Origin of the sequence: Halomonas chromatireducens, assembly GCF_001545155.1 — a bacterium.
Lineage (GTDB): Bacteria > Pseudomonadota > Gammaproteobacteria > Pseudomonadales > Halomonadaceae > Halomonas > Halomonas chromatireducens.
In genome coordinates this window covers 3,681,819-3,694,016 of the sequence record NZ_CP014226.1, presented here as the reverse complement: position 1 = coordinate 3,694,016, position 12,198 = coordinate 3,681,819, and the positions used below count along the sequence as shown (strand labels likewise).

The following is a 12,198-nucleotide window of genomic DNA, read 5'->3' as shown; positions in this document are numbered from 1 at the left end:
AGAAGAGACCATACCGATGCGCAGACTCTTGCTATCCAACGACGACGGGGTACATGCCCCGGGACTGCGTGCCCTGTATGACGCGCTGGACGCACATGCCCGCCTGCGGGTGGTGGCGCCCGACCGCGACCGCAGCGGTGCCAGCAACTCTCTGACGTTGAACCGGCCGCTGTCGCTGACGGCGCTGGACAACGGCTTTCACTGCGTGGACGGCACGCCGGCAGACTGCGTTTATCTAGGCGTCAACGCCCTGTGGGACGAGAAGCCCGACCTGGTGATCGCGGGGATCAATCATGGTGGCAACCTGGGTGATGACGTGCTTTATTCCGGCACCGTGGCAGCGGCCATGGAGGGGCGCAACCTGGGCATGCCGGCCATCGCCATGTCGCTGGTGGGCTCTCGTCACTTCAATACCGCCGGCCGGGTGGCGGCGAGCCTGGTAGGGGCGGCGGACCAGCTGTCATTGCCGCCGCGCAGCCTGCTCAACGTCAATGTGCCGGACCTTCCCTGGGACGAAATTCAGGGTTTTCGCGTGACCCGAATGGGCTACCGCGGGCCCGCCGAGCGACCCATGGAAGTTCGCGACCCACGTGGGCGGCTGCGTTACTGGATTGCAGCCGTCGGCCGGAATGCCGATGATGGGCCGGATACCGACTTTGCCGCCGTCGAGGCGGGCTATGTGTCGATCACGCCGCTGCAGACCGATCTGACGCGTCATGCGGCCATCGAAGACGTGCAAGGCTGGCTGGATGCATTCACCTGAACAACTGCCCGAGCTGCTGCGCGGGGTGGGCATGACATCGCAGCGAACCCGAGACCGGATGGTCGCACGCCTGGCCGACNTCGGGCGGCGATCTCGCGCACCCGCTCGAGGCGGCGGCGGTGGTCGTCGGGCGAACCGTGGGAGAAGTTGAGGCGCACCACGTCGACGCCGGCCTCGATCATCGCTTCCAGCACGCCGTCGCGGTCGCTGGCCGGACCCAGGGTGGCGACGATCTTGGTGCGACGAAGGGGAGAGCGAGGTTGGCAGTGGGGCATGGAGAGTCCTCCTTGTGGCGACGCCGGTAGTTAACAGGATGTCACCACCTTAGCTGTGCGTGCGTAATATTACTACAATATTTTCCTGCTTCCCCAACCCCTCTTGGCGCGGGATGGAGGCCGCTGCACCAGCGTTCTATGCGTATTTTGCGGTGCGGCGAAGCAAGGTGACAGCGTGGCGCCCTCAAAAGTGTTGTAATATTACCAAAAAAACTTGAGACTCAACGGCAATTGCACCACATTAAAATAATTGCTACCCACTCCCGGGAGGAAGATGCCATGACACTCAAGGTTGCCATTAACGGATTCGGTCGCATCGGTCGAAATGTCCTGCGCGCGCTCTACGAAAACGGCTATCGCAATCGCGTCCAGGTGGTTGCCATCAATGATCTGGGCGCCCCGGCGCTCAATGCCCACCTGCTGCGCCACGACACCGTACATGGCCATTTTCCGTTTTCCGTGACGCACGATGACGAGACGTTGACCGTGGATGGCGATCGCATCGCCATCCTGTCGGAGCGCGATCCATCCGCCTTGCCCTGGAAAGACCTGGATGTCGATCTGGTCATGGAATGCACCGGTCTGTTCACCAAGCGTGAGGCTGCAGCTAAGCACCTGTCCGCCGGTGCCGGGCGAGTGCTGATTTCGGCGCCGAGCCCGGATGCCGATGCCACCATCGTCTTCGGCGTCAACGAGGGCGTGCTGAAGCCCGAGCACAAGGTGGTCTCCAACGCCTCCTGCACCACCAACTGCCTGGCGCCGATCGCCCAGGCGCTCAACGAGTCGGTGGGCATCGAGAATGGCCTGATGACCACGGTGCATGCCTACACCAACGACCAGAATCTCTCCGACGTCTACCACAGCGACCCCTACCGGGCCCGCAGCGCCACCCACTCGATGATTCCCACTAAGACCGGCGCCGCCGCCGCCGTAGGTCTGGTGTTGCCGGAGCTTGCCGGCAAGTTCGACGGCCTGGCAGTGCGCGTGCCGGTGATCAATGTGTCGCTGGTGGATCTGGTGTTCACCGCCAGTCGTGACACCACCAAGGAGGAGATCAACGCCATCCTCGTGAAGGCGGCGGAGGCCTCGCCGGTGCTGGCGGTCAACGCCCAGCCGCTGGTCTCCATCGATTTCAACCACGACCCCAACTCCTCGACCTTCGACGCCAACCACACCCGGGTGAACGGACGCCTGGTGAAGGTGATGGCCTGGTACGACAACGAATGGGGCTTCTCCAACCGCATGCTCGACACGGCCCTGGCCATGCAGGCAGCGAGTGATGCCAAGCGGGATGCCGCCTGACGCGGTAAGCTTGTCAGACGTCGGACCCAGTGAGCGTGGGGCGATGAAACGCCTCGGCGCTTGACGTGCATACGATGGAGATGCCGTGACACAGCGTAACAAGGCAGGCGTTGCCGCCCACCGCGACTCTTGACTAGGGTGAAATTGTACATCCATGGAACAGGAGGTAAGTCATGAGCCGTTATGGACTGCGTAGCGCATTGATGGTCTTTGCCGCCTCGCTGATGCTGGCGCTTGCCGGCTGTGGCACAGGTACCGGTGAGCGTGCCGCCAGCGGAGCCGGCATTGGTGCTGCCGTGGGCGGCGCCGCTGGTGCCGCTACGGGGGGCAGTGCCGTGCGTGGTGCGGCGATCGGGGCCGGCGCGGGTGCAGCCACTGGGGCCGCTACCGATGAGGATGATATCGACCTCAGTGATTGATTGAAGGCTGGATGATCGAGGCCGCGCCTCCGAGTTGATCGGGGCGCGGCCTTTACATGGCTGGATAGTCGACTGACCAGGCCTGGTGTCAGTCCGGGATATGCCAAGTCTCGGGGCAATCCCGGCTATGGAAGAGGCGCTGGGCGGTGGTGGCGTTGCGTCTCTCGGCAAGGGCCTCGCGGCCTTTGCTCAGCTCGTCCATCATGCCCGCTTGGGGGTGGCGTACGGTGAGCAGTGTCAGGTTGTTCTCCCGGCTCACGTCATAGTCGCCTTGCAGCGACTCCACCAGCGGGTCGAGCCGCTCTGGCTTGTCGTCGAGACACAGGGCGAAGCGCATGGCGCTGCTGTCGACCAGGTTGGCATGCATGCCGGCCTCCACCAGCCGGCCGAGTATGTCGTGCAGGCGTGGCTCATCCATGAACGAGAAGTTGCGCGGCCTCACTTCGAGCCATACCTGGTCCTGGCGCAGGATGCAGGAGGGCACGTCGGCATCGAAGCGCTGTTCGGCATCGATCACAGAGGGAGCGGTATCGGGGGCCTCGAAGGAGCGCACCATCAGCGGAATCGACTTCTCCTGCAGAGGCCCCAGGGTCTTGGGGTGGATCACCTTGGCGCCGTGCCAGGCCAGCTCGGTGGCTTCGGCATAGGAGATGCGCTCGAGCTGCACGGCGTTGTCGAAGCGGCGCGGGTCGGCGTTGAAAAGCCCGGTGACGTCCTTCCAGATCACCACTTCCTTCGCATCGAGGCAGTGAGCGAAGATGGCTGCGCTGAAGTCGGAGCCTTCGCGACCCAGCGTGGTGGCCTCCCCCTCCTCGGTACCGCCGATGAAGCCTTGGGTCAGGAGCACGCTATCACTGTCCTCCAACTGCTGGCGAATGGACTCTGCGGTGGTTGGCCAGTCGATGTTGGCGGCTTGGTAGCGGCTATCGGTGCGCACCAGCTTGCGGGCGTCGTGCCAGTCGGTGGCGATGCTGCACCGGTTGAGCCAGGCGGCAACGATGGTGGTGGAGATGAGCTCGCCGTAGCATACGGTCTGGTCGTAATGTTTGGCGTAGGGGCTGCTGCGGTGCTTGCGGTGCTGGGCATCTAGCTCCTGGAACAGAGCCGAGACCCGCTCGGCGGGAGACTCGCCAGAGTCGCCGAAAAGTGCCTCCATCGCCTCGCTATGCTCGGTTTTCAAGGAATCGAGGCATTGGCGATATTCGTCAGTTCGACTCTCGTCGCGGGCAGCGGCCAGCAGCGCTTCCAGCTTGTTGGTGGTCTTGCCCATGGCCGAGATCACCACCACCAGAGGTCTGTCTTCATGGGCCTCGATCAGCGGTGTCAACTGGCGTATGGCGTCGGCGTCCTTGATCGAGGCGCCGCCAAACTTGAAAACGGTGGTCATCGTAGCTCTCCCTGGCTGGTGAGATCAGTTTCCATACCATGCGTGAAAGCGTAGCAGGGGAAAAGGGGGGCGGGGCGAGGAGGAAAACGAAGGTGCAGAAACGCAACAGGCACCCGAAGGTGCCTGCTGCGCAGCGAGCGGAAACCCCTAGCTGAGGCGCTGCTTGTAGTCCTCGTAACCGAAGGTCTTCACCGTGCGTATCTCCCGGCTTGTCTCGTCCACGCGGCAAATGGCAGGCAGGCGCATGCCGTTGAAGGTGGTGGTCTTCACCATGGTGTAATGGGCCATATCGGTGAACACCAGGCGGTCGCCGATGGCCAGCGGTGCATCGAAGCTGTAGTCGCCGATGACATCGCCGGCGAGACACGTCAGGCCGCCCAGGCGATAGGTGTGGGCCTTCTCGCCGGACTCACCGGCGCCGATGATATGTGGCCGGTAGGGCATCTCCAGCACGTCTGGCATGTGTGCGGTGGCGGAGGTGTCGAGGATAGCGATGGGGCCGTCATTCTCGACGATATCCAGTACCGAGCAGACCAGATAGCCGGTGTTGAGCGCGATGGCCTCGCCGGGCTCCAGGTAAACCGTAAGGTGCGGGTGGCGTGCCTTGAAGTCGCGGATCATCCGCACCAGCCGTTCGACGTCGTAGTCCTCGCGGGTGATATGGTGCCCGCCCCCGAAGTTGACCCACGCAAGGCTTGCCAGGTACTGGCCGAACCTGGCCTCGAAGGCGCCCAGGGTCTCCTCCAGGGCGTCGCTGTTCTGCTCGCAAAGGGTATGGAAGTGCAGCCCCTCGAGACCTTGGAGATCCGCAGGCGACAGGTCCGCGGCCCGGGTGCCGAGGCGTGAGCCCGGCGCGCAGGGATCGTAGAGCGGTACCGCGCCGGTGGAGTGCTCCGGGTTGACCCGCATGCCGCAGGAGATCCGGCGAGGTGCGGCCGCGACGGTGTCGCGGAAGCGCCGCCACTGGGTGGGGGAGTTGAAGCTGAGGTGGTCGGCATAGCGCAACACCACCTCCATCTCCTCCTCGGTGAAGGCCGGCGAGTAGCAGTGCACCTCGCCGCCGAAGGTCTCCGCCCCCAGCCGCGCCTCGTCCTGGCCGCTGGCGGTGGTGCCGACCAGGTACTCCCGCACCATGTCGAAGGTGTCCCACATGGCGAAGCCCTTCAGCGCCAGCAGGATGCGCGCACCGCTCGCCTCCTGGACCTGCTTGAGCAGGACCAGGTTCTTGCGTAGCAGCGCGTCGTCGACCACATAGGCCGGCGACGGGCACGCCTGAACGTCAAAGGGGTAGGCCGGCGTTTCCCTATTCAGTGAAGCCATGCGCGATCAGGCCAGCGGATCGTCTTCGGGGTCGAGCTCGACCACCTGCCAGGGCAGGCCCATCTCGCCGATGCGCTCCATAAAGGGGTCCGGGTCGAGCTGCTCGACGTTGAACACGCCGGAGCCCTTCCAGGTCCCGTCGAGCATCAGCATGGCGCCGGTGACCGCGGGCACGCCGGTGGTGTAGGAGATCGCCTGGGACTGCACCTCCCGGTAGCAGGCCTCGTGGTCGCAGATGTTGTAGATATGCACCTTGCGCCGCTTGCCGTCCTTGATGCCGTCGGCAATGATGCCGATGTTGGTCTTGCCCTTGGTGCGCGGACCGAGTGACGCCGGGTCGGGCAGCACCGCCTTGAGGAACTGCAGCGGAGAGATCTCGCAGCCGTTCACCTCGATCGGCTCGATGCTGGTCATGCCGACGTTCTCGAGCACCTTGAGGTGGGTGATGTATTTCTCGGAGAAAGTCATCCAGAAGCGAATCCGCTTCAGCCCCTTGATGTTCTGGCTGAGCGACTCGAGCTCCTCGTGGTAAAGCAGGTAGATGTCCTTCTCACCGATGCCGTCGAAGTCGAACTTGCGCTTCTCGGCAAGCGGCGGGGTCTCCACCCACTCACCCTTTTCCCAGTAGCGGCCATTCGCGGTGATCTCGCGAATGTTGATCTCGGGATTGAAATTGGTGGCGAACGGGTAGCCGTGATCGCCGCCGTTGGCATCCAGAATGTCGATCTGGTGAATCTCGTCGAACAGGTTCTTCTGGGCGTAGGCGCAGTAGATGTTGGTCATGCCCGGGTCGAAGCCGCAGCCCAGCGTAGCCATGACGCCTGCCTTGGCGTAGCGCTCCTGGAAGGCCCACTGCTCCTTGTATTCGAACTTGGCCTCGTCCGGGTGCTCGTAGTTGGCGGTATCGAGGTAGGGCACGCCGGTGCGCAGGCACGCCTCCATGATGGTCAGGTCCTGATAGGGCAGCGCCACGTGAATCAGCAAGTCGGGTTTGAACGACTCGATCAGGGCGACCAGTGCCTCGACGTTGTCGGCGTCAACCTGGGCGGTCTGGATTCGGCGATCCAGCTGGGCCGCTATGGCGCGACACTTGTCTTCATTGCGACTGGCCAGGCAGATCTCCGAGAAGACCTCGGGATGCTGTGCACACTTGTGGGTAACCACGCCACCGACGCCACCGGCGCCGATAATCAGGACTTTGCTCATTGGTTCTCGAATCCCGGTCGTAAAATGTCTTTCAAATATAGAGTCTTATCGGAATGGGGGCCAACCTGATTTGCCCGGACCCGATGCCACCCCGGTCTCGCTCACGCGCTGGGCGCGATGATGGCGCCCAGTGAAGCCGGGAGCAAGTGATTTTATTGTGATATACGAGACGAAAGGAGGTGGAGGCATAGGCAGCAAAACGTATAAGGGCCTTTGCGAGGCCGCAAGCGGGGCCTGGTTGCCACGGGTAGCTGCGCGCTGAATGGACGATCGCCATTTAACATAATTCACTTTCAATAACATACGTTATGAGTCGATGCATAAGCTTATGTTTTATTATGTTGCCTTCCACTACTAGCCGGAACGCGGAATGTGACTCTACTCGACACCGTTGTGATGCAGGGGCTCGACAGCCATGGCGTACTGACGGCTGATGACAAGACCTTGCTCTTGAGCCTGGAGCTCAATGCCCGGCGAGTGACGGCTGGGGAGGTGTTGTGGCAGGAAGTGGCCGATGTAGACCTGTTCTGCGTGGTGAAGGAGGGCTGGGCCTACTCCTACCGCAATCTCGGCAATGGCTCGATGCAGATCCTCAAGATCTATCTGCCAGGCGATATCATTGGCATGCGGGATTTTGGCTTCTCGCGACGCTTGGCGGGCGTGGCGATGATCAACGAGGGTGTGATCTGCCCGTTTTCGTATCAGCAGCTCTTTGAACTCTTCGCCCGCTCATCGTCCCTGGCGGCCGGTATCATTGCCACGACGGTACGCCAGCAGGCGATGCTCACCGAGCGGCTGGTCTACCTGGGGCGCTACGCGGCGCACGAACGATTGGCACATTTCCTCTACGAACTCTACCTGCGCCTCAAGCGGATCAATGCGGTGGAGGAGAACGGCTTTTTCATGCCCCTCTCCCAGGAGCAGATCGGCGATGCCCTGGGGTTGAGCGCAGTGCATGTGAGCCGGACCTTTTCCATGCTGCGCGATGAGGGACTGGTCGAACGTGACCGCCAGCACGTGGTGCTCCCCGATCCCCAGGCACTGGCTCGCCTGGTCGAGTTCAACGATACCTATATCGATGAATCCCTTCCCCCCGCCTTTCAGAATTTTCTTTCGCTGAATCGAATCGCCTGACCCGGCACCAGGAAAGCCCTTGTATGGCTTGGGCCATTGATAGCATGCGCCAAGCCGGGCAGGACCGTCCGCATCATTCGCGCATCGGTATCGCCTGCTATACGTTAAGGCTGCAAGGGTCGTACCCATCAGCCAGAGAATCCATATGCCAACGATCGATACCGATGGCCTCGTCGCCGACCTGATGGCGATGCTGGCGATTCCCTCCCCTTCCCTCCATGCTCAGCCGATGGTGGACTGGCTGGCACCCCGGCTAGAGGCGGCTGGCCTGGAGGTGGCCACCACTGCCCGCGGTGACCTCCATGCGCAGCGCAAGGGAGATGCTCCCCGGCGTGCCATAACCGCGCACCTCGATACCCTGGGTGCCATGGTGGTGCGCCGGCGTGACGATGGTCGCCTGGCGGTACGCCCCATCGGCCACTGGAACGCCCGCTTCGCCGGGAGGTGGGGCAGCCGAGCCGCCGCCTGTTCAGCGGGGCCGGGCATGACGGCCTGGCAATGCATGCCCTGACCGATATCGGCATGCTGTTCCTCCGCTGCAGGGATGGGCTGAGCCACCATCCTGACGAAGCCATCACGGCGGAAGATGCTGAGGCAGGTACGCGCGTGATCATGCAACTGCTGACAAGCATGGCCACGGCTTGCCGAAAGGAAACCGGGGAGGGCTGAAAGGGAGGCCGATAAACGAAAAAAGCACCCGTAGGTGCTTGATTCGTCTGGCTAATTGGTGGAGGCGGCGTCCCGTGAAAAATATTTATAACATATTGAATAAATAGGATTTATAAATTCCATCTTCTTAGAGATGCCCCCAGATATGCCCCTTTAGGGCGGCTTCTGCCGCAACCTTGATGGATCAGCGCAAACGCCATGGTCCGCTCTCGCCGACTCTCTCAGTCAGGCCTTCGGCTTCGAGAGTGCGCATGATGGCAACACCCCAGTATTGCTGGTTGGACTCGGTAGCTTTCAGTTGGTCTCCCCAACCCAAACCACAATCCCTAAATATCCGCGCGAGCCTGATTCCTTCCTGCCCAGGCTGGCATTCCGGCCGCGACCGCATGTAATCGAGAAATAGCCCCTTAGCCAGTTCTCGAACACCCCAACCCCGCTGCTCAAAGCTCTCCATATCGCGCCCCATGTCATTTTACTGAAAGGCAGCACTATCCGTGCCTGCATAGCGTTTCACCGTTGCGCTTGTACTTCCCTCCCCGCCAGCAGCTTGAGGATCAGCAGCGCAAACTTCCTGCCCGTCTCCTCGTCCTCCAGCAGTGGCATGCTGAGCTTCTCGTGGTCGTTCATGGCGTCGAGCACGGCCTCGGTGACCTCCTTCGGGAAGAGGCCGTGCATCACCTGGTCCTCACTGTGGTTGCGCACCTGGGCCATCACGGCCTCGTCGCGTTCGATGCGGTCGGCGATGCCGTTGGCGAAGTGCAGCTTGTCGTCGTCGCTGACCTCGGCGCCGTAGAGGTCGTTGAGCCGGTCGATGATCTCGGCCAGGCGCTGCTTCTCGGGATCAAAGGGCTTGCCGGAGCCCACCTCACTGACCGGCTGGAGGCCATAGTCGCCATCGGCCTCTTCGAGCTGCAGGCGCTTCTCCTCGCGCTTGGTAAGCCGGTAGTGGGTCAGCTCCAGCTCGCTGACGTCGATGGCTTCCTCCTCCAGCAGGCGGTCGGTACGCAGCAGCGGGTAGAGGTGGCGGGCGTAGACGCACAGCTGCTCCAGCTCGGAGTCGTCGAAGGTGACGATCTGGCTGAGGAACTCGTAGGCGCGCACGAAGCTCTGCAGGTTCTTGCGGAACAGGTCGAGTTCGTCCCGGGTGGTGCCGGCCTCCTTGAGCTCCTGCTCGGCGCGCTTCAGGCCCTTGTCGTCACCATTGCCCTCGGCGATCTGGCGGGCTTCCTTCCAGGTCTGCAGCTGCTCCAAGGTCAGCCGGTAGCGCTGCTTGAAGCGGTCCTGGGCGGGACGGCAGTGGTAGCTGAGACTCGATGCCGGCGCCTTGGGGTCGAAGAAGGCCTTGGCGAAGGCTTCCACTTCGGGCCAGTGGTAGATGCCGCTAGCGTCCAGGCTGCGCTGCAGATCGATGACCACCTGGGGATCAGAGACGTCGGCCAGCTCGGCCTTGCGGTAATAGGGGGCGAAGGCGTCGAGAATCTCCTGCTCGTCGTTGTAGAAATCGAGGATGAAGGTCTGTTTGCCGGGGAATAGCCGGTTGAGCCGCGAGAGGGTCTGCACGCAGTCCACGCCCTGCAGCTTCTTGTCCACGTACATGGCGCAGAGCTTAGGCTGGTCGAAGCCGGTCTGGAACTTGTTGGCGGCGATCATCACGTTGAAGTCGGCAGTATCGAACGCCTCAGCCAGGTCGCGTCCTTTGAGCCCGGGATTGAGCAGCCGGCTGGTTTCGGTGACCTCCTCGGGAACCACCTCGTCGGGCGGCACGCTGCCGGAGAAGGCCACCATGGGGTGTACGTCCTCGTAACCCTTGTCCTTGATGTAGCCCTGCATGGCCAGCTGGTAGCGCACCGCCTCCTGGCGGCTGGCGGTGACCACCATAGCCTTGGCCTGGCCATCGAGGAGGTGGCGGACGTTGTCGCGGTAGTGCTCGACGATCACCTCAACCCGCTGGGCGATGTTGTAGGGGTGCAGGCGCACCCACTTGGCCAGGGTGCGAGAGGCCTTCTTGGAATCGACCTCCTGCTCCTCGCCCTCGGGATGGGCCAGCTTCCAGGCGGTGCTGTAAGTGACGTAGTTCTTGAGCACGTCGAGGATAAAGCCCTCCTCGATGGCCTGGCGCATGGAGTAGAGATGGAACGGCTCGGGCTTGTTATCGGCGCTGGCCGGCAGATCCGGATCCGGCGGGCGGCCGAACAGCTCCAGGGTCTTGGCCTTGGGGGTGGCGGTAAAGGCGTAGTAGCTGATCCGCTCGCTGGGGCGCCGTGAGGCCACGGCGGCGTCAAGCATGGCCTCTGCGCTGATTTCGTCACTATCGCTCTCTGTGGCCTCTCCCGCGGCCGCCAGCAGCGCCTTGAGCTTGCTGGCCGAGCTGCCGGTCTGCGAGGAGTGGGCCTCGTCGGCGATCACCGCGTAATTGCCCTCGGCGAGCTGTGGTCGCTTGTCCAGGGCATCGAACAGCGCCGGGAAGGTCTGAATGGTGACGATGATAATCCGTGTATTGCTAGCCAGGGCCTCGGCGAGCTGCTCCGACTTGCTCTGGTTGCCGATGTCGCGGGTGATCGGGCAGACCACGCCGTGGGCATGCTCGAACTGGTAAATGGTGTCCTGAAGCTGGCTGTCGAGCACCGTGCGGTCGGTGACCACTATCACCGAATTGAAGAGCTTCTTGCCGTCATCACCGTAGAGATTGGCCAGCTGGTGGGCGGCCCAGGCGATGGAGTTGGACTTGCCTGAGCCGGCGCTGTGCTGCACCAGGTAGCGCCGCCCCGGCCCCTCAGTCAGGGTGCCCTGGATCAGGCGGTTGACCACTTCCCACTGGTGATAGCGCGGGAAGATCAGCGTTTCCTTGACGCTGCGGCAGCCGTGGAAGTCCTCGGTGGTCGTCTTCTCCAGGTGCAGGAAGCGGCCGAGCACCTTCAGCCAGGCGTCCGGTGAGAACACCTCTTCCCACAGGTAGGCGGTGGCGTAGCTCTGCTCATCCTGCGCGGGCGGGTTGCCGGCGCCGCCCTCCTCCGAGCCGCGGTTGAAGGGCAGAAAGTACGTATCCTTACCGGCCAGCTTGGTGGTCATGGCCACTTCAGCCTGGCTAACCGCGAAATGGACCAAGGCGCCGCGCTTGAAGGTCAGCAACGGTTCCGGCTTGCGGGTGACGGGGTCCTTGATCGGGCGGTCCTGGCGATACTGCCGCTTGGCATTCTCCACCGTCTGCTTGAACTGGCTCTTGAGCTCCAGGGTCGCGGTGGGGATGCCGTTGACGAACAGCACCAGGTCCAGGCGGGGGTTGTAGTTACGACCAGAGCTCTCGCTGCCCTTGCCCTTCTCGCGGGCGTGGGGCGAGTAGGAGACCTCCGGCACCACCCGTAGGCGGTTGGCGCGGTAGCGAGCCAGGGAGTCGGGGTTCATGCCGTGGTCAGGCTGGAAGCTGCACAGGCCGAACGTTACTCCCGGCACCTTGAAGCCGTGGCGCAGTACCTCCAGCGTGCCGGCCCGCTCCAGTTCGCGCACTACCTTCTTCACGAACACCGACTCTGGCGCCTGGGGGTTGGCCTTGCAGAACTTCTCCCAGCGCTCCGGCCAGGCCTCCCGCACGTAGCCGAGCAGATCCTCGGTGTAGAGCGCCGAGGCGCGATCGAAGCCGCTGGCGATGCCGGCCTTCCAGCCGTGGGCCGTCATGGCCTCGATGATGTCCTGCTGGAAGCGGGCTTCCCTGCTGTCCGCCATGGT

General features: G+C 62.9%; 9 protein-coding genes and 1 pseudogene. 5 read left to right on the top strand and 5 right to left on the bottom strand.

Translation table 11 applies throughout. From position 1 onward, the window contains the following. Nucleotides 1-16: 16 nt before the first annotated feature. Nucleotides 17-763, top strand: coding sequence for a 5'/3'-nucleotidase SurE (gene surE, locus LOKO_RS17090; protein WP_066451899.1), 747 nt, complete (start codon nucleotides 17-19; stop codon nucleotides 761-763). A 53-nt stretch (nucleotides 764-816) separates the two neighbouring features. On the opposite strand, the pseudogene LOKO_RS19020 reads toward surE, so the two are convergent. Further along, a pseudogene (locus tag LOKO_RS19020) lies at nucleotides 817-1,038 on the bottom strand (pyruvate kinase); the annotation flags it as partial. A 279-nt stretch (nucleotides 1,039-1,317) separates the two neighbouring features. Here LOKO_RS19020 and gap point away from each other — a divergent pair. Continuing rightward, a complete protein-coding gene (gap, locus tag LOKO_RS17080; protein WP_066451897.1) occupies nucleotides 1,318-2,340 on the top strand; it encodes a type I glyceraldehyde-3-phosphate dehydrogenase in 1,023 nt (340 codons plus the stop codon). 173 nt (nucleotides 2,341-2,513) lie between these two features. Then, nucleotides 2,514-2,759, top strand: coding sequence for a hypothetical protein (locus tag LOKO_RS17075; protein ID WP_066451896.1), 246 nt, complete (start codon nucleotides 2,514-2,516; stop codon nucleotides 2,757-2,759). Between the two features lie 88 nt (nucleotides 2,760-2,847). Here the strand turns inward: LOKO_RS17075 and LOKO_RS17070 are convergent, their stop codons facing one another. From LOKO_RS17070 to LOKO_RS17060, 3 genes are all read right to left on the bottom strand, one after another. Beyond that, nucleotides 2,848-4,146 carry an aspartate kinase gene (locus LOKO_RS17070; protein WP_066451895.1) on the bottom strand — a complete coding sequence of 433 codons (1,299 nt, stop codon included), beginning with the start codon at nucleotides 4,144-4,146 and terminating at the stop codon, nucleotides 2,848-2,850. Between the two features lie 147 nt (nucleotides 4,147-4,293). Then, a complete protein-coding gene (nspC, locus tag LOKO_RS17065; RefSeq protein ID WP_066451894.1) occupies nucleotides 4,294-5,466 on the bottom strand; it encodes a carboxynorspermidine decarboxylase in 1,173 nt (390 codons plus the stop codon). Between the two features lie 6 nt (nucleotides 5,467-5,472). Further along, nucleotides 5,473-6,672, bottom strand: coding sequence for a saccharopine dehydrogenase family protein (locus LOKO_RS17060; protein ID WP_066451893.1), 1,200 nt, complete (start codon nucleotides 6,670-6,672; stop codon nucleotides 5,473-5,475). A 372-nt stretch (nucleotides 6,673-7,044) separates the two neighbouring features. Between LOKO_RS17060 and LOKO_RS17055 the strand changes: the two genes are divergently transcribed. Together LOKO_RS17055 and LOKO_RS17050 are read left to right on the top strand one after the other, a co-directional pair. Then, entirely contained in the window at nucleotides 7,045-7,806 is a 762-nt protein-coding gene (locus LOKO_RS17055) for a Crp/Fnr family transcriptional regulator (RefSeq protein ID WP_316935858.1), read from the top strand. A 145-nt stretch (nucleotides 7,807-7,951) separates the two neighbouring features. After that, a complete protein-coding gene (locus tag LOKO_RS17050) occupies nucleotides 7,952-8,317 on the top strand; it encodes a zinc-binding metallopeptidase family protein (protein WP_066451891.1) in 366 nt (121 codons plus the stop codon). A 668-nt stretch (nucleotides 8,318-8,985) separates the two neighbouring features. On the opposite strand, the gene LOKO_RS17040 is transcribed toward LOKO_RS17050, so the two are convergent. After that, nucleotides 8,986-12,195: a type I restriction endonuclease subunit R gene (locus tag LOKO_RS17040; protein WP_066451889.1), complete on the bottom strand. Its 3,210-nt coding sequence runs from the start codon at nucleotides 12,193-12,195 to the stop codon at nucleotides 8,986-8,988. Nucleotides 12,196-12,198 lie beyond the last annotated feature (3 nt).